Origin of the sequence: uncultured Modestobacter sp. (genome assembly GCF_947486615.1) — a bacterium.
Classification (GTDB): domain Bacteria; phylum Actinomycetota; class Actinomycetes; order Mycobacteriales; family Geodermatophilaceae; genus Modestobacter.
In genome coordinates this window covers 355,800-373,299 of record NZ_CANKUD010000004.1, presented here as the reverse complement: position 1 = coordinate 373,299, position 17,500 = coordinate 355,800, and the positions used below count along the sequence as shown (strand labels likewise).

General features: G+C 71.2%; 17 protein-coding genes and 1 tRNA gene. 9 read left to right on the top strand and 9 right to left on the bottom strand.

Annotated elements, in window-relative coordinates; all coding sequences use genetic code 11:
* Positions 1-184: 184 nt before the first annotated feature.
* A complete protein-coding gene (locus Q1A09_RS10490) occupies positions 185-1,387 on the bottom strand; it encodes an HNH endonuclease signature motif containing protein (protein WP_299954413.1) in 1,203 nt (400 codons plus the stop codon).
* A 396-nt stretch (positions 1,388-1,783) separates the two neighbouring features.
* Here Q1A09_RS10490 and Q1A09_RS10485 point away from each other — a divergent pair, with 396 nt between their 5' ends.
* Positions 1,784-3,175 carry an RNB domain-containing ribonuclease gene (locus tag Q1A09_RS10485; RefSeq protein ID WP_299954411.1) on the top strand — a complete coding sequence of 464 codons (1,392 nt, stop codon included), beginning with the start codon at positions 1,784-1,786 and terminating at the stop codon, positions 3,173-3,175.
* Between the two features lie 33 nt (positions 3,176-3,208).
* Here the strand turns inward: Q1A09_RS10485 and Q1A09_RS10480 are convergent, their stop codons facing one another.
* Genes Q1A09_RS10480 through Q1A09_RS10470 form a run of 3 tightly spaced genes read right to left on the bottom strand, consistent with a single transcriptional unit; the run spans position 3,209 to position 7,214 of the window.
* On the bottom strand, positions 3,209-3,871 hold the full coding sequence (locus Q1A09_RS10480; RefSeq protein ID WP_299954409.1) for a response regulator transcription factor: 663 nt from the start codon (positions 3,869-3,871) through the stop codon (positions 3,209-3,211).
* On the bottom strand, positions 3,868-5,031 hold the full coding sequence (locus Q1A09_RS10475) for a sensor histidine kinase (RefSeq protein ID WP_299954406.1): 1,164 nt from the start codon (positions 5,029-5,031) through the stop codon (positions 3,868-3,870). The genes Q1A09_RS10480 and Q1A09_RS10475 overlap by 4 nt, the downstream gene beginning before the upstream one ends.
* A complete protein-coding gene (locus Q1A09_RS10470) occupies positions 5,031-7,214 on the bottom strand; it encodes an MMPL family transporter (RefSeq protein WP_299954403.1) in 2,184 nt (727 codons plus the stop codon). Before Q1A09_RS10470 ends, Q1A09_RS10475 begins: the two co-directional genes overlap by 1 nt.
* Positions 7,215-7,559: 345 nt before the next feature.
* On the opposite strand from Q1A09_RS10470, the gene Q1A09_RS10465 reads away from it, so the two are divergent.
* From Q1A09_RS10465 to Q1A09_RS10440, 6 genes are all read left to right on the top strand, one after another.
* Complete coding sequence (locus tag Q1A09_RS10465; RefSeq protein WP_299954401.1) at positions 7,560-8,318, top strand: hypothetical protein; 759 nt, start codon at positions 7,560-7,562, stop codon at positions 8,316-8,318.
* A 633-nt stretch (positions 8,319-8,951) separates the two neighbouring features.
* A complete protein-coding gene (locus Q1A09_RS10460; RefSeq protein ID WP_299954399.1) occupies positions 8,952-9,158 on the top strand; it encodes a hypothetical protein in 207 nt (68 codons plus the stop codon).
* 114 nt (positions 9,159-9,272) lie between these two features.
* A complete protein-coding gene (locus tag Q1A09_RS10455) occupies positions 9,273-9,602 on the top strand; it encodes a hypothetical protein (protein ID WP_299954397.1) in 330 nt (109 codons plus the stop codon).
* A 261-nt stretch (positions 9,603-9,863) separates the two neighbouring features.
* Entirely contained in the window at positions 9,864-10,229 is a 366-nt protein-coding gene (locus Q1A09_RS10450; protein WP_299954395.1) for a hypothetical protein, read from the top strand.
* The gene (locus Q1A09_RS10445; RefSeq protein ID WP_299954393.1) at positions 10,201-10,761 is read left to right on the top strand and encodes a hypothetical protein; all 561 of its coding nucleotides are present in this window, start codon (positions 10,201-10,203) and stop codon (positions 10,759-10,761) included. Before Q1A09_RS10450 ends, Q1A09_RS10445 begins: the two co-directional genes overlap by 29 nt.
* 45 nt (positions 10,762-10,806) lie before the next feature.
* Entirely contained in the window at positions 10,807-11,814 is a 1,008-nt protein-coding gene (locus tag Q1A09_RS10440; RefSeq protein WP_299954391.1) for a hypothetical protein, read from the top strand.
* Here the strand turns inward: Q1A09_RS10440 and Q1A09_RS10435 are convergent.
* Positions 11,809-12,051 carry a hypothetical protein gene (locus tag Q1A09_RS10435; protein WP_299954389.1) on the bottom strand — a complete coding sequence of 81 codons (243 nt, stop codon included), beginning with the start codon at positions 12,049-12,051 and terminating at the stop codon, positions 11,809-11,811. The genes Q1A09_RS10440 and Q1A09_RS10435 overlap by 6 nt on opposite strands.
* Positions 12,052-12,658: 607 nt before the next feature.
* Positions 12,659-12,952 (bottom strand): hypothetical protein, encoded by a 294-nt coding sequence (locus tag Q1A09_RS10430; RefSeq protein ID WP_299954388.1) that lies wholly within the window; start codon positions 12,950-12,952, stop codon positions 12,659-12,661.
* An 89-nt stretch (positions 12,953-13,041) separates the two neighbouring features.
* Between Q1A09_RS10430 and Q1A09_RS10425 the strand changes: the two genes are divergently transcribed.
* Positions 13,042-13,428, top strand: a complete 387-nt coding sequence (locus Q1A09_RS10425; RefSeq protein ID WP_299954386.1) for a hypothetical protein — start codon at positions 13,042-13,044, stop codon at positions 13,426-13,428.
* On the opposite strand, the gene Q1A09_RS10420 is transcribed toward Q1A09_RS10425, so the two are convergent.
* Positions 13,420-13,492 (bottom strand) — tRNA-Ala (locus Q1A09_RS10420). The genes Q1A09_RS10425 and Q1A09_RS10420 overlap by 9 nt on opposite strands.
* Before the next feature lie 218 nt (positions 13,493-13,710).
* Here Q1A09_RS10420 and Q1A09_RS10415 point away from each other — a divergent pair.
* The gene (locus Q1A09_RS10415; protein WP_299954384.1) at positions 13,711-14,781 is read left to right on the top strand and encodes a glycerophosphodiester phosphodiesterase family protein; all 1,071 of its coding nucleotides are present in this window, start codon (positions 13,711-13,713) and stop codon (positions 14,779-14,781) included.
* A 46-nt stretch (positions 14,782-14,827) separates the two neighbouring features.
* Here the strand turns inward: Q1A09_RS10415 and kdpC are convergent, their stop codons facing one another.
* Entirely contained in the window at positions 14,828-15,427 is a 600-nt protein-coding gene (gene kdpC / locus Q1A09_RS10410) for a potassium-transporting ATPase subunit KdpC (RefSeq protein WP_299954382.1), read from the bottom strand.
* Positions 15,427-17,478 (bottom strand): potassium-transporting ATPase subunit KdpB, encoded by a 2,052-nt coding sequence (kdpB, locus tag Q1A09_RS10405; RefSeq protein ID WP_299954380.1) that lies wholly within the window; start codon positions 17,476-17,478, stop codon positions 15,427-15,429. The genes kdpC and kdpB overlap by 1 nt, the downstream gene beginning before the upstream one ends.
* Positions 17,479-17,500: the final 22 nt, after the last annotated feature.

The following is a 17,500-nucleotide window of genomic DNA, read 5'->3' as shown; positions in this document are numbered from 1 at the left end:
ACCCCCGGCGGGTGACACGAACGACGCGTGGTCCCGCCGGTCGGGCGGCACCTGGCGCACGCCGGTATCCGGCCGCGGAGGAACCGCGGCCGGATGCCGGTGGCAAGCAGGACGTCAGTGCAGCGGGGCTCGAGCAGGACATCAGTGCAGCGGGACCTCAGTGCAGTGGGGGCCCGGGCGGACCTCAGTGCAGCAGGGGCCCGATGAGGATCTCGGTGCCGTCGGGGCGCCAGGTCCGCCATCGACCACCGGGATCTCGTTCGACCGAGAACCCGTGGTGGACCTTGGTGTGGTGGCGTTCGCACAGGAGTGCGGAGTTCTGCAGGTTGGTCTCACCGCCGTGCAGCCAGTGCACGAGGTGGTGGACGTCGGCCCACCAGTGCGGCGCACCGCATCCGGCGAACACGCAGGTCTTGTCCCGCGCCACCACCGCCCGACGCAGCCCGGGAGTGACCACCCGGTGTCTGCGGCCCAGGTCCAGCGGTTCGCCGTCGGGACCCATGACGATCCGGGAGATGTCGGCGTCACAGGCCAGCCAGCGGGCCCGCGCGGCGGAGATGCTGGCACCGAACCCGGTCCGCGCAGCGCCGGGGCCGGTGGCCGGGTCGACCGCGTCCTCCAGGTCCAGCTGCAGCACCACGTGCGGCTTCACCGTCCGCAACGTCGGCAGCTGGCCTGACGCCAGCTGGTTGTCACACACCTGCACGAGGGCATCGGCGTTCTGCTGGGACCGGGTGCGGGTGTCGCCCTTGGGCCGGTCGGCCTGCACGTGGGACTCGATCGCGGACTGCACCTTCTCCCCACCAACGGCATCAAGCTCGAAGCGGCCCGTGACGCTGCCGTCGGCGTGCTTGACGATGGTCAACCGCCGACCCTCGGTCGGGTCCGGTTCCGGCCCGTCAGGGTCCAGGGCGTCGTCGAACTGCTGTACCGCCAGCGCGAGCGACGCGTGCGGTGCCTCCTGCGCAACGGTCGCCCACGCGGCGTCGAAGGCCCCCAGGTCGATGCCCTGCTCCTCGGCCTGCGCCCGCTCCTGGTCGCCGACCTTGCCGGCGACCACGTCGAACTGCGCCGCGGTCACGTCTCCTGCCGCGAACCCGGCGGCCAACGCTGGGAAGTGCGCCAGCGCCCGCCCGGATCGCCCGATCCGATCGGCCTCCCCCGCCGACAGGCGGGCATGCCCGATGAACCACGACCGCATCGACTTCAAGCCGTCGTGCTCCGCGGCCTGGGTCACCGCCGCGTGCCGCGCCGTGCGGGTCAGCTCCGCGTCCAGCCGGTTCCGCGCCGCCACCAGCGACGCCGTCCGGTCCAGCACCTCACCATCGGTCAACCCGTGCAGGTCGTCGGTGGCGAAAGCGTCCAGCGCCGACATCAACTCGCTCACCGAACACCTTCCCACCGGTTCGAACGTGTGTACGAAGTCTATCGGCGCGCGTGGGCTGACGCCAGGTGAATCCGCAGGTCAAAGGCCTGTCCACAAATCCGCCGGAGGCCTTGACAGACCACGCGCCGACCCGGTCGACTCCGCGCCGCCCAGACGCTGGTGTTCGAGGCAGGTGGAGCCGCAGCGACGGCCCGGGCAGCCCGCAGGTCACCGAGGGCCCGGCCGCCGAGACCACGAACCTCATCGCCGGCCCGCACACCCCTTCGCAAGGCGATGCCCGGCCCGCCATCTCAGCCCGGCACCGTGCACCGCGCCAGGCACGAGATGGGTCTCTGTCATCAGGCCGGATCGGACCGCATCCTGTGCCAGGGTGGCGGCGTGGCTCGCGTGCTGAGGGTGACCGGACCGATCGACTTCGCCGCGATCCGGGCCGAGGCCGGGGTGCCCGACGAGTTCCCGGCCGACGTGCTGGCCGAGGCCGACCGGGTCGCCGCCGACCCACCGCTGCCCGAGCACGACGCCACCGACCTGCCGCTGGTCACCATCGACCCGCCCGGTGCCCGCGACCTCGACCAGGCCGTGCACCTGGCCCGCACCGCGGGCGGCTACCGAGTGTCCTACGCGATCGCCGACGTCGGCGCCTTCGTGCCGCTCGGCAGCGCCATCGACGCCGAGGCCCGGCGCCGCGGCCAGACCGTCTACTCCCCCGACGGCCGGACGCCGCTGCACCCGCCGCAGCTGTCCGAGGGCGCGGCCAGCCTGCTGCCCGGCCAGCTCCGCCCGGCGGCGCTGTGGACCATCGACCTGGACGCCGACGGTGAGGTCACCGCCGTCGACCTGCGCCGCGCCCGGGTGCGCAGCCGGGCGCAGCTGGACTACGAGTCGGTGGGCGCTGACGTGCCCGCGGAGCTGGAGCTGCTGCCCGAGATCGGCCGGCTGCTGCAGGCCCGTGCCCGCGACCGGGGTGCGATCGAGCTGGGCACGCCGTCCCAGGAGGTGGAGCCCGGACCCGACGGCGGCTGGACGATCGCCTTCCGCGGCCAGTCCGACGTCGAGGGGTGGAACGCGCAGATCTCGCTGCTCACCGGACGGTGCGCGGCCCAGCTGATGCTGGACGGCGGGGTCGGGGTGCTGCGCACGCTGCCGCCGGCCGACCCGGGTGCGGTCGACACACTCCGCCGGCTCGCCCCCGGGCTCGGCGTCGACTGGCCGGACGGCGCCGGTCCCGGCGACGTCATCGCCGGCCTCGACCCGTCCCGGCCCCGGCACGCGGCCTTTCTCGACGCCGCCGCCTCACTGCTGCGCGGCGCCGCCTACACAGCGTTCGACGGCCCGCCGCCCGCCCAGCCCGGACACGGCGGGGTCGGCGCGCCGTACGCGCACGTGACCGCGCCGCTGCGCCGGCTGGTCGACCGGTTCGGCACCGAGGTCTGTCTGGCGCTGGCCGCCGGCGAGCAGCCCTCCGCCGAGCTGCGCGCCGCACTGCCGGAGCTGCCCGGGCTGATGGCCGCCTCCGACCGGCGCACCCGCGAGGTCGAGCGCGCCGTCATCGACCTGGTCGAGGCCACCGTGCTGGCCGGCCGGGTCGGTGAGGTGTTCGACGCCGTCGTCCTCGACGCGGACGACAAGCGGTCCACCGTGGTGCTCAGCGACCTGGCCGTGCAGGCCCGCTGCGACGGCCGACTGACCCCGGGCGAACGGGTGAAGGTCCGCCTCGTGACGGCCGACCCGGCCACCCGCACCGTGCGGTTCTCGGCAACCGGAGACCGACCGGCCGACCAGTCCTGACCCAGGTGCCGGTGCTGGTCGGGCGGTAGCCGGTCAGGGCGCCCGGACCAGCCCCTCCTGGTAGGCGATGACGACCAGCTGGGCCCGGTCACGGGCGCCCAGCTTCGTCATCGCCCGGTGCACGTGCGTGCGCACGGTCAGCGGACTCACCACCAGCCGGTCGGCGATCTCCTGGTTCGACAGGCCGTGCGCGGCCAGCCCGGTGATCTCCCGCTCCCGGTCGGTCAGCCTCGGGAGCAGTCCGCGCGGCAGGTCGCCGATGCCGTCCGGGCTGGCCAGGAAGCGGTTCACCAGCACCCGGGTGGCGACCGGTGAGAGCAGTGCCTCGCCGTCCACGACCGTCCGGATCCCGGCGAGCAGCTCGGCGGGGGTGACGTCCTTGCCCAGGAAGCCGCTCGCCCCGGCGCGGAGAGCGTGCGCCACGTGCTCGTCGGACTCGAAGGTGGTCAGGATCAGGACCCGCGTGCCCGCCAGGTCGGCGTCCGAGCAGATCTGCCGGGTGGCGGCCAGCCCGTCCAGGACGGGCATCCGGATGTCCATGAGCACCAGGTCCGGACGGTGCTGACGGGCGAGCTCGACCGCTTCTTCGCCATTGGCGGCCTCGGCGACGACCGTCAGGTCGTCCTCGGAGTCGATCAGCATGCGGAACGTCGAGCGCAGCAGCGCCTGGTCGTCGGCCAGCAGCACCCGGATCATCGGGCTTCCTCCCAGGGTGTCAGCGGCACGGCGAGCGTGACGGCGTAGCGGTCGGGCCCGACCGGGCCGGCGACCACCGTGCCGCCCAGCGCCAGCGCGCGCTCGCGCATCCCGACCAGGCCGTACCCGGCTCCGACCGGCCCCGGCCGGGAGCCGGTGTTGACCACCTCCACGCAGAAGGTGTCCCCGGTGCGTTCCACGGTGATCGTCACCGACGGCGCGACCGCGTGCTTGGTGACGTTGGTCAGCGCCTCCTGGACGACCCGATAGGCGGTGACGTCGACCAGCCGGGGCAGGCAGTCCAGCGCCCCCTCGCGGAGCACCGTGACTTCGATCCCGGCGGCCCGGCAGGGCTCGACCAGCTCGTCGAGCTGGTCGAGCCCCGGTGCCGGCACGGTCTCCATCGGGACCTCGTCGTCGGAGGTGCGCAGCACCGCCACCGTCGCCTTGAGCTCCTGCAGCGCCGCCGCAGTCGAGGCGCTGAGCCCGGCCACCAGCTCCCGGGCCTGCTCGGGACGCCGGTCCAGCAGGTGTTCTGCGGTGCCGGCCTGCGCGTGGGCCACGGTGAGGTGGTGGGCGACGACGTCGTGCAGCTCGCGGGCGATGCGCAGCCGCTCCTCCCCCACCCGGTGCCGCACCTCGTCGTCCCGGCTGCGCTCGGCGTCCTCGGCCCGGGCCCGGACGACGTCCAGGTAGGACCGGTGGGCCTGCGTCGTCCGGCCGGCGAACACCGCCGGCAGCAGCCACAGCGCGACGCCGACGGTGCGCAGCACCAGCGAGCCGCCGGTGGGGGTGTCGATCAGGCCGCCGAGGATCACCGCGGCCACCGCGGCCCCGGTCCACCAGGCGACCGCCCGCACCGACCCGACGACCGCGAGCCAGTACAGGCAGCCGATCAGCGGGGCGAGCAGCAGCGGCGTCGGCAGGTAGCCGAGCGCGCACGCGGCGGTCTCGCAGCAGATCGCCACGGCCGTCGCGGCGCGCGGCCACCGGGATGCGGTGAACAGCGCGGCGCTGGCGACCAGGCTGAGCAGCACGCCGGGGACGAGCACGGCCGGACCGACGATCCCCTGGGTGCCGATGCTGGCACCGAGGGCGGCGAAGAGGAACGCGACGAGCGCGGCCACCGCGTCCCGCACGCCGATCCGGCCGGTGCTCATCAGCGGCCGCTCAGCGCCAGGTCCGGCGTCCGAGCCGGTGCGGGGGCCAGCGACGCACCCTCCACGTCGACGTTCGGCAGCAGCCGGTCGAGCCAGCGCGGCAGCCACCACGCCCGCTCACCGAGCAGCTGCAGGACGGCGGGCACCAGTGTCAGGCGGACGAGGAAGGCGTCGAAGAAGACCGCGGCGGCGAGCCCGAGACCGACCATCTTGATCAGCGGTTCCGACGCCGCGGCGAACCCGCCGAACACCGCGATCATGATTACCGCGGCGGCGACCACGACCTTGGAGCTCTGAGCGAAGCCGGTCGAGACCGCCTGGCGGGCCGGCACACCGTGCACGTGCGCCTCCCGCATCCGCGACACCAGGAACACCTCGTAGTCCATGGCCAGCCCGAACACGATCCCCACCAGCAGAATCGGCATCAGGCTCATGACCGGGCCAGTCTGCTCGACACCGAGCAGATCACCTGCCCAGCCCCACTGGAAGACCGCGACGATCACCCCGATCGAGGCGAACAGCGAGAGCAGGAAGCCGACCGCGGCCTTGATCGGCACCCAGATCGAGCGGAAGACCACCAGCAGGAGCAGCACCGCGAGGCCGACGACGAGCGCGACGTAGGGCACCAGGGCCGACTGGGTCTTCTGCGCCATGTCGATGTCGAGCGCCGTCGTCCCGGTGATCTCGTAGCTCACGCCCTGGTCGCGTTCCACGGCCGGGCGCGCGTCGCGCAGCGACTCCACCAGCGCCTCGGTGCGCTCGTCGGTCGGCCCGGTGGTGGGGACGGCGGTGAGGATCGCCGTGTCGCCCTGCTCGTTGAACGTGGGGGGCGACACCGAGGCCACGCCGTCGGTCGCTGCGAGGTCGTCCGCGACGGCCGCCACCGCGGTCTGCGGGTCGCTCGCACCGCGGGCGTCGACCACCACGGTCAGCGGACCGTTGGAGCCGGGGCCGAACGCCTCGGCCCGCAGGTCGTAGGCCCGGCGCTCGGTGGCCGTGGTCGGCAGTGAGGCGTCACCGGGGGTGCCCAGCTGCAACGACAGCGCCGGGACGGCGACGGCAGCGAGCACCGCGACACCGGCCACCGTGACCAGCAGCGGACGGCGCCGCACCAGCCGCATCCAGGTCAGGGCCACCGGGACGCGGGGCGTGGTGCGCCCGCCGCGCCGCTGCGCCCGGGACCGGACCCGGTTCGGGGCCATGCCCAGCAGCGCCGGAACGAGGGTCAGCGCCACCAGGACGGCGACGACGACGGCGCCGGCGGCGGCCAGCCCCATCTTCATCAGCGACGGGATGCCGACCACGGCCAGCCCGGCGAGCGCGATCACCACGGTCGTCCCGGCGAAGACGACCGCGGAACCGGCGGTACCGACGGCACGACCGGCGGCCGTCTCGGCGTCGTCGTGGGTGAGCCGTTCCTCCTGGTACCGGGAGACGACGAACATCGCGTAGTCGATGCCGACGGCGAGCCCGAGCATGAGCGCGAGCATCCCGCTGGTGATCGCCATGCCGAACGGGCCGGCCACGGCCCAGACGCCGAGGAACGAGATGGCGACCCCGATGATCGCGGTGAGCAGCGGCAGGCCCGCGGCGACCAGCGACCCGAAGGTCATCAGCAGGACGACGGCCGCGACCGCGACGCCGAGCAGCTCGGTGGCGCTCATGGCGGTGGGGCTGTTGAGCGCCGAGCCGCGCATCTCCGCGGTCAGCCCGTCGTTCCGCGCCTGCTCCACTGCGTCCTCGAGCAGGGCGCGCGACTCGTCGGTCACCTCCGCCGACGGCACGTCGTAGCTCACCGACGCGAAGCCGGTCGTGCCGTCGGCGCTGATGCTCGCGCCCGCCGCGGGCGGCACCACCCGCATCACCTGGGGGCTGTCGGCGGCGGTGGCCAGCGCGGCCTCGACGGCCGCCTGGTTCTCCGGGGCCTCCAGCGACCCGCCGTCCGGGGCGACGAAGACGAGGGTCGCCGATGCGCTGTCCGAGGGGGTGTCCGGGAAGCGCTCCGCGAGGAGGTCGAAGGCGTCCTGCGACTCGATGCCCGGGATGGTCGCCCGGGTGTTCACCGGGCCCTCGGAGGTGAAGGCGGCCGTCACCGCCCCAGCGAGGACGAGCAGCCAGAGCACAGCGACCGACCACCGTCGACGGAAGGAGAAGCGGCCGAGACGATCGAGCAGACCTGCCATGTCGGTACACCCCAGTGGTCGTGGTGGTTGTCCCGAGCAGCGTTTCGTCCAGGCAGGGGTCCCGTCGTCGTGCAGACGCAGGCTCTGACTACGGCGTTCTCAGTAGCCGACCCGCCGCTGCCCGCGCCGAGCTACCGCAGGAGGCCGTGCACCGGTACCGGAGTGCCGTTGGCCAGGACCTCGGCATGAGCAAGCTCAAGCTGTTCGACCACCCCACTGCTGCAGGAAGCGAGGAGAGTCCCTAGTCCTTCGAACTCTCCTGCCTGCGATCTAGCCGAACGTGTGCATCAAGCTGGCATCTTCAGCCTTACGCGCGACCAAACGACCCTGTTTAGGGTGGTCGGCATGCCTGACGAGGTGGTCAACGCGACTCCCTGGCCCGACGGTCCCCGGTACATGGAGTGGGTCGGCGCAACCGGCTGGCGCGGGTGGGTCCTCTTCAAGTTGCGGTCGGCAGACTGGTACGTGGACCGGCTCGAAGAAGTCGGGCAGCGCTTGGGGTTCGACCGCTACATCGGCGTGGAGATGGCCCTAGACGGCGCGCTGGCCGCTATCAGCGCCGCCTTCGACGCCACAGTCGGAGCCGTCATCGAAGCCGCGGAGGAGTTCGAAGATCAGGCAGCTCGCGACCGCGGCGAGGCCATCCCCAAGCGGATAGAGCAGCACAAGTACAACTGGCGGCATGCCCGGGGCAAGCTCGCGCTGGCAACCGAGATCGGCGTCGACACCAGCAAGATCGTGGAAGCCGTCAACTCGGCACTAGAGGAAGACCCGATCGGGTGGCTGACGCGAGTCCGCCGCCTGCGCAACGCCACGATCCACAACAACACTCTGGCGCGACACATCGACGTGAACGTCGGTCAGCCGACAGCTCAAACCGTCTGGGGCATCAGCGTCGGGAATCGGGGGGAGGACCCGGTCGAGTACCTGCGCACTGCTCGTCAGGCAGTGGAGCTACTGGTCCTGCCGATGCTTGACGCCTGCGACCACTTCGCTCCCCTAGGGATGGCGACGTCCGGGGCGATCCACCGAGACCGTCCGACGCCGGTGATCCTGGCCCCGGGCAACGAGCTGGAGACGCTGGCGACCCGCCTATCCGATTAGTCCAGCCGCAACTAGCCACTGACTTGGCGAGGCGTACCGCGAGGCTCGCGCCGAGCGTCGTCGGCTGCGCCGCGAGGGTGCGTCCGCCGACCAGCTCGCCACCGCGTTCCAGGCGGTCGAGGACGCCCGCGCCCGGCTCGAGCGCTGATGCCCCGCGCGAAGACGGGCAGCGGTGCCCGGCGCGTGAAGCACCGCATCGACTGCGCGGTCGGAGCGGGTCCTCCTACCGGTCGGAGCACTGCGCCCGCCTCACCCGACCCGGCCGACGAAGTGAGAAACGCCGCGCGAGTCGGCGTCCACCGATGAGCGCGACTACGAGCTAGACGCGCTGCTGATCGAGCGCCGGGCAGCCGCGACCGGCCTCCCGCTCGCCGCTGCCGCCGCGTTCGAAAATTACCGGCTCGCCGGGGCACAGGCGTGGGCAGGGCTCACCCCGGCACAGCGGTGCGAGGCGCGGGACGGCGAGGACGCCGAGTCGGCCGCGCTGATCCTGGCGGCCCGCGCCGAGCACGCGAGCACCTGACCACCGCCCCGGGGACCGCCTCCTCCGAATGCGGAACGAGAGCGGCCCCGTCGAGCGCGATGCTCGGCGGGGCCGGTTGCTGCCCGGTGGTCTCCCACTACGGTCGCGACATGGGCGCAGAACCGTTGAGCGAAGCCGAACAGGACAACCTCGTCGTCGAGCTGGCAGTCAACATCGAGACGTTCACCGAGGAAGAGTTCGAAGAGCGGTACAACCAACTCGACAACCTGCATAAGGCGCAGGTGAACGCCGACGTTCGCGAGTTCGCCGACAACGCCGTGGGCGATGAGCACTGGGACTCTGACGAAACCGGGTGAGCACCGACCGACACCGCTCCCCCGGCCATCGCCCTCCCCCCTTTGAGCACGCCGTCGTGCCGTAAGTGGTCGTGATCACTACGGTCAGTGCCACGCATGGGGATGGGAGAGCACTTGTCCGAGGAACAGCCGGGTCAGGCCGACGCCGAGGCGCTGTCGGAGGTCGAGCGGCCCGACGGCGAGCCGACTAGCGAAGACCTCGGTTCCTCCCGCCAGGAGGCCCGCGTCATCCGTGGGCAGATCGGCTTCACCGGTCAACCGACGCTCTTCTCGGAAGGCGTAGGCGCGGACTTCCTGGCTGCGCTGACGTCGGGCGTTGCTGAGGTAGAGCGATACGCGCGTTTCTGGCGGCTCGGCCGCATCGCTCAGCGCGACACGTCGCTAGGCCCCGTCGTGTTCAGCCGCCTGGGCTATCAGGCGCGCGACCGCGAGACGTCCGTGTGAGATGACGAGCGGAAGGACTGGACGCAGGAGTTGGTTCCGCGCGGTGAAACGGTCGCCTTCGCAGTTCGTCTGAGCGATCTACGCCTCGCCTTCCAGATCAGGCCGCCCGCCGTCACGGTGGCGGGGTTCCGGGGCGCACTCGAAGCTCTGCTGAACCGCGAGGCACCGGAACGTCCTTGGATCGTCGAACTAGGCACTACGCGCCCTGAGTACCGAGTGTGGCGCGAGGGCATCACACGTGTACTGAAGGCACGGGGTCGCTTGGAGACGCCGAACCCTCACTGGCGAGGTCGGGAGAAGCTCGAATCCTTCTTCCAGGACTTCCACGTCGACGAGGCAACGTTGAACCTGACGTTCGACGATGACGCCCCGGCCGACGAGGTCGACGTCGTCGTGTCCCAGATGGTCGACCACGCGGAACGCGGCTACGGCAGCGCCGTTGTTGTCGGTGAGCGGGGGCAGAATGGGGAGCGAGTCGAGTACCGCACTGAAGTCGAGCAGACACCGGCCACCGTCCCGACGGACGAGCACGGTGAGGCGACGTGGGTCGGCCTTGCGGGGCTGCTCGGCGACGAGGAAGAAGGGGAGGTGACTCTAGATGAAGCGGAGTCGCCTCGGGATCGCTAAGAAGCGTCGCGCCCTCCTAGAGACCCGTTGGGGGTCGATCCTGCTGTCGTGGGACCTCCTCGCGGCCGTGCCAGCGGGAATCGCCGCGTCGGTTGCCCCCACGGTGAGCGACGCTGTCAGCAGCTCGGCCCCGGCAGTCTTGCTGACGGCGACTGCGGTGTCGGCGGCCATCCTCGCGCTGGTCCTCGCGGCAGTCAGCTTCATCGCCTTCGTTGTTGATCAGCAGTTCCTACAGCTCATCCGTCGCACGGTCGGCGGGGCCGATGATCTTCGGCGAACCTTCCTGGCGGTGGCAGCGGTGGCCGCCGCCGCGATCGCAGTAACGCTGGTGGTCGCGCTGGTGTGGCCCGCGCTCGGAGACGCGCCTTGGTGGCTCCAGGCCCCAAGCTTCAGCCTGGGTTCGATCTTGTTCCTGTGGGCAGTCTTCGGCGCGGTGCAGCTGGTCGACTTGAGCCTCTTTCTCGCAGGTAAGCGGGAAGAGTTCGCAGCGCACGTCGAGCAAGCGCGCCAAGCGCGCCGTCGGGTGAGCTGATCAACTCGGCCGCAACTGTCAGTCCCACGAACTACCCTGCCGCGCATGCGCGCCGTCGAGCTGGAAGGCCGCGTTGTCGCCGCGATCGAAGCGCGCCGCAACGCGAACGTGTCTCCCGAGGACGACTTCGTCGAGTGCAAGGGGCGGTGGCCGGAGAAAGATAAGGCGCGCCAGCTCGCCGGACTCGCGAACCGCGCGGCCGGTGAGCCGGTCGTACTCATCGTCGGCTTCGACGACCGGAGCGGGGCGGTAGTCGACCCCGGTCCGACCGATCCGGCCGACTGGTGGCAGGGGATGATCGGACAGTTCGATCAGACACCACCCGACATGCTGCGTCACATGCTCGTGCACATCGGTCCGACCGAGAAGGTGCACGCCTTCGCGTTCGGCACCGACCGCGTGCCGTACGTCGTGAAGAACGGCCAGGGACGCGACGTACCGATGCGCGACGGGACGTCCACCCGGTCGGCGTACCGACACGAACTGCTCCGACTGCTGCTGCCGACCATCAGCACGCCGCCAGCATCGATGCTCCGCGCTCACATCAACGTCCAGTGGCGGGCAGCCAGGGAAGCCAGCACCGAGTACGGCCGTACACAGAGCGCCGAACCGGAACGCGCCTACTTCAGCGGCGACTTCAGCGTCTTCGTCGAATTCCCCCGGACGGGTTTCGCAACGTTGCCGACCCACGGCATGCGCGCTCGCGTCATGGCCGACGACAGCGAGTTCCCTCTCGAAGTCCAGGTACGCGGGGCAGGTAATGATGAGCGCCCCGCGAGCGCCTACGGCGTGGAGATGCGACACGACTGCGCGGTGATCACGGGATCAGGTTCATTCCACGCCTGGCTGAGTGGCGACCTGCCGCTTGCGCTCATGCCTCAGATCGAGGCAGCGCAGGGCGCGCGACTTGAGCTTGAGTTCGACGTGGTGGGGGCCGAACGGCCCATGCGGTGCGCGTCAGACTTGCCCGCCGTAGTCACCTCCCGGCGCGGTCCGCTCGCCAATAATCCTCACTGGCGCACCATTAACGAGTTCGGTATCGACCAGTCATGAGACAGCGCGGCGTACTTTGCCCGCGTCGGTGCGCTGCGCGGTAGCAGCTCGCTCTTCGTCAACCGTGCGTCGTGGTTTGAGCAGAACTTCGTTCGCCGCTCGACGCCACCCAGGCACCGCCGGGTCGTTGACGAACCCACGGATCGCGTCGGTCGAGTCCTTGACGTGCAGAGCGTAGGCGTAAGGCAGCCGTTGCTCTCCGAGCGCGACGAGCAGCGTCGCGGCCTCCACGCCCATGCGACTGCTCTCCACAGGGTCCGACGAACCGCCGCGTTCGAGGCTCTGCGTGAGCCGCTCTAGCATCTCGACGTCTCGCGCGTGCTGCGCCGCCCGCCGCCCGCCGCGCCTCTGCGCGGTCTGCCTCCGCCCGCCGATCAGCGGCGCGGTTGCCGAGAACCGCGATCAGCAGCGCCGCGACGACGCTCAGGGTCGTGACGCTGACGCCGGCGATCTGAACAACCAGCTCCGTGGTGCTCATGCCCGCGCACCTTGTCAGGTGACACGTCGAAGCGCCGGCGGACGCTCCCGAGAGGGTGATCGAACGGGACGAGCCGCACCCGCAGATTGCAGTGGCGGAGTTCGTTCGCGAAACCGGGTGAAGCATTTAGGCATTCGACGACGCGCCGCTCGACGAGGTGGTCGTTCTGACCGGCGTTCTGCGGCTCGACTGGTGGTGGTGCGCGTGGGGCATGTCGAAGAATTGCACACCCTCGATCAATCGCATTCTGCACGCCCGGCACTTGAAGCACCGGCGACGCGAAGTGAGCAGTTGCCGACGCTCATCAACGCCGACGAGTTGGAGTGAACTGGAATACCGTGGCCGTCTTTATGGCTTCCGGTCTTGTCAGGCAAGTCCAAACTTTTCTGCGAGTCCGAGTACGTGGGGGCAGGGCTGCGGCTGACCGCAGGCGCGCGCGTACACGGGCGCGGTCGTCGCGACGACGCCGTCCTGCGTCCTCCAGTGCGCCAGCAGAACGGTTTTATCCGCTTCTAGCTGTGCTAGCTCGCCGTCGACGTCGGCCTGGCTTCTCGCGCCACCGTCTGGGGCGGCGGTCGGGGCTCCCGCCTGAAGAGTGCTGATTCGTGCCTTGATCTCGTCGAAGATGCCGTCGTGGATATCGCTACTCGGCGCAGTCACAATTCTTGACGATAGGGCGTCGGAGCAAGGCCCGCCCCTACAGCAGCCATCCAGCGCATCTGAAGGACAGTCGGCAGCTCGGCGAACGGATGCTGGCCGGCTCCGAGTGGCACGACGAGGGCCTGCTGTTCGCCCAGCCCAACGGGCGGCCGATCGACAAGAAGGCCGACTACGACGACTGGACCCGCTTGCTGCAGATAGCCGGCGTCCGCCACGTTCGCCTGCACGACGGCCGGCAAACCGCCACCACCCTGCTCCTGAGCGAGAACATGCAGTCGAAGGTGCTCCTGGAGCTCCTCGGCTCCATGCGCACCAGGATGACTTCTACAGCCACGTCATGCCGGCAATGGCCCGCGGAAGCCGCCGACCGGATGAGCGCCCTGCTGCTGCCAGGTAAGGAGCGGCAGACTGCAACCAGGGACGACACAGGCCGTTCCCCAGAAGGGGAACGGCCTGTGTTATCCGGGTGGAGCTGAGGGGACTCGAACCCCTGACCCCCACACTGCCAGTGTGGTGCGCTACCAGCTGCGCCACAGCCCCTTGCCGACCCGGTCTGGTGTGTCCGAGCCGGGGAGAACGATACATGCCCGCACGTGGTCCTCCGCCGGGGGGTGGGGGTGGCGTGTCGCCTCGGGGACACCCCGCTGTCGGTGAGCCGCCGGGCAGCGTTCCCCCGGCGGGCACCCGGCAGCGGCACGGCCGGCGAACCGTGGGAGCGCCGGGCTCACCGGCGTCCGCCGACCTGAGGAGCGTCCCTCATGCGCCGACTCCGCACCCTCCTGATCGCCACCGTCGCCGCCGCGCTGCTGCCGGCCGGCGCCGGGGTGGCCACCGCAGCCGACCGCCCCGGCGGTGGCAGCACCCGCTTCTTCGACGTCCAGGCCCACCGCGGGGGCATCGGCCTCACCGTCGAGAACACGCTGGCCGCATTCGGTCGCGCGCTCGACCTCGGCGTCAGCACGCTGGAGCTCGACGTCCAGATCACCGAGGACGAGCATGCCGTCGTCACCCACGACCGGGACATCAACCCGGCCAAGTGCCGCGACACCGCCCCGGCCTTCCCCGGCGACCCGGAGTTCCCCTACGCCCCCGGCGTCCGGTACATCAGGGACCTCACGCTGGCCCAGGTGCGCACGCTCGACTGCGGCAGCCAGACGCTGCCGCAGTTCCCCGAGCAGCAGGCGGTGCCGGGCGCGCAGATGCCGTTGCTGTCCGAGGTGCTCGACCTGGTGAACGAGCGTCGCGCGCACCGGGTGTGGCTGAACATCGAGACCAAGGTGGAGGCGGGTGCACCGGAGCAGACGGCACCCCGCGAGCAGTTCGTGCAGGTCGTCGCCCGCGAGGTGCGGGAGGCCCGGCTGCTCCGTCAGGTCAGCATCCAGTCCTTCGACTGGGGCTCGCTGATGCGCATGCGGGAGGTCGAGCCGCGGCTGCCGATCGTCGCGCTGACCAACGGGCAGCAGTTTCTGCAGGCGGGCATGCCCGGCGCCTCGCCGTGGCTCGGCGGGATCGACATCGACGACTTCGGCGGCGACCTGGTCGCGGCGGCGCACTCCTTCGGCGCCGACGCCATCTCGCCCGTGCAGGGCGACCCGCAGAGCGGCAGCATCAACGACCCGGGCTTCCGCCCCTACGTCACCCAGCAGATGGTGGACGACGCGCACGCCGTGGGCATGGACGTCATCCCGTGGACCGTCGACGACCCGGCCACTATGCAGTACCTCATCGACCTCGGCGTCGACGGGATGATCACCGACCGGCCCGACCTGCTGCGCGAGGTCGCGGCGGACAACGGCTACAAGCTGCCGCGCGCCTACCCAGCCCGCTGACGGGAGCGGCCGTCCCCGAGTCGCCCCGGGGACGGCCACCCCTGGCTCAGCCGAGCTGTTCGTCGAGGGCCAGGTTGAGCTCCAGCACCCGCACGTGCGGCGCCCCGATGAAGCCGAGGTCCCGCCCATCGGTGTGCTCGTCCACCAGCGCCTGGACGTCGTCCACCGGCACCCCGCGCGCCTCGGCGACCCGCTCGACCTGGATGGCCGCGTACTCCGGGGAGATGTCCGGGTCCAGCCCGGACCCCGACGACGTCACCGCGTCGGCCGGCACTTCGGACTCCGAGACCTCGGTGAAGGCGGCCACCTCAGCCCGCCGCTCCCCCACCGCGGCGACCAGCTCCTCGGAGTTCGGCCCCAGGTTCGACCCACCCGACGCGGCGCCGTCGTACGAAGACGCCGACGGGCGGGTCTGGAAGTACTCCGGCAGCGGCTCGCCGTCGGAGTCGGTGAACGACTGGCCGATCAGCGACGACCCCACGACGGAGCCATCGACGGACACCAGCGAACCATCGGCGCGGGCCGGCGCGATCAGCTGGGCGACGCCGGTCATCAGCAGCGGGTAGGCCAGCCCGAGCACCACGGTGGCGACGAGCAGGGCACGGACGGCGGCCACCAGCTGGCGGCCCGAACGCAGAGCGGACATCACGCGATCCCGGGGATGAGAGAGACCAGCAGGTCGATGAGCTTGATCCCGACGAACGGCAGCACCACGCCGCCGACGCCGTAGAGCAGCAGGTTGCGGCGCAACATCGCCGACGCGGACGCCGGCCGGTACCGCACGCCGCGCAGCGCCAGCGGCACCAGCGCCACGATGATCAGCGCGTTGAACACGACGGCCGACAGGATCGCCGACTCCGGCGAGGACAGCCGCATCACGTTCAGCGCGTCCAGCCCCGGGAAGACCCCGGCGAACATCGCCGGCAGGATCGCGAAGTACTTCGCCAGGTCGTTGGCGATGGAGAACGTGGTCAGCGACCCGCGGGTGATCAGCAGCTGCTTGCCGATCTCCACGATCTCGATCAGCTTCGTCGGGTCGGAGTCCAGGTCGACCATGTTGCCGGCCTCCTTGGCCGCGGTCGTCCCGGTGTTCATCGCCACCCCGACGTCGGCCTGCGCCAGCGCGGGGGCGTCGTTCGTCCCGTCGCCGGTCATCGCCACCAGCCGGCCGCCGGACTGCTCGCGCTGGATCAGCGCCAGCTTGTCCTCCGGCGTCGCCTCGGCCAGGACGTCGTCGATGCCGGCCTCCGTGGCGATCGCCCGCGCCGTTCGCTCGTTGTCACCGGTGATCATCACCGTGCGGATGCCCATCCGGCGCAGCTCGGCGAAGCGCTCCGCCATCCCCTCCTTGACGACGTCCTTGAGGTGGATGACACCCAGCACCCGAGCCGACCCGCCGTGCGCAACAGCCAGCAGCAGCGGCGTCCCGCCGGCGGCGGAGATGCCGTCGACGACGTCCCCGACGTCGGCCGGCACCGGGCCGTCCTGCGCCCGCACCCACGCCAGCACCGCACCCGCGGCGCCCTTGCGCAGCTGCCGCCCGTCGGGCAGGTCGACCCCGCTCATCCGGGTCTGCGCGGTGAAGGGGACGAAGACGGCGGACTCGAGATCCCGCCCGCGCAGGCCGTAGCGCTCCTTCGCCAGGACGACGATGCTGCGCCCCTCCGGCGTCTCGTCGGCCAGCGAGGCCAGCTGCGCGGCGTCGGCCACCTCATCGTCCGAACACCCGCCGACGGCGACGAACTCCGACGCCTGCCGGTTGCCGAGGGTGATCGTGCCGGTCTTGTCCAGCAGCAGGGTGTTCACGTCACCGGCCGCCTCGACCGCGCGGCCGCTCATCGCCAGCACGTTGCGCTGCACCAGCCGGTCCATCCCGGCGATGCCGATCGCCGACAGCAGCGCGCCGATCGTGGTCGGGATCAGGCAGACCACCAGCGCGATCAGCGTGGTCAGCGACTGCTCCGCACCCGAGTAGACAGCCAGCGGCTGCAGCGTGATGACCACGATCAGGAACACGATGGTCAGCGAGCTGAGCAGGATGTTCAGCGCGATCTCGTTCGGCGTCCGCTGCCGGGAGGCACCCTCGACCAGGGCGATCATCCGGTCGACGAAGGTCTCCCCCGGCTTGCTGGTGATCTCCACGACGATCCGGTCGCTCAGCACCGTCGTCCCGCCGGTCACCGCGGAACGGTCACCGCCGGACTCGCGGATCACCGGCGCGGACTCCCCGGTGATCGCCGACTCGTCGACGCTGGCGATCCCCTCGACGACGTCGCCGTCCCCCGGGATCACCTGCCCGGCGACGACGACCACCCGCATGCCCGGCCGCAGGTCCGCGGCCGGCACCTCGGCGCCGTCGAGCAGGTACGCGACGGTGGTCTGCCGGGCCTTGCGCAGGGTGTCCGCCTGCGCCTTGCCCCGCCCCTCGGCCACGGCTTCGGCGGCGTTGGCGAACAGCACGGTCAGCCAGAGCCAACCGGCGATCAGCCAGCCGAACACCGACGGGTCGGTGATCGCCAGCACGGTGGAGAACACCGAGCCGACCCACACCACGAACACCACAGGCTGGCGCACCAGGCCACGCGGGTCGAGCTTGCGGACGGCGCCGGCCAGGGCCGGGCCCCACTCGATCGCCGCGCGCTGCTGGGGCCGGGGCTCGGGGGTGGAGACGGGACGACGATCGAGCGCCGTTGTCATGACAGTCCTTCTTCTGAGGTGG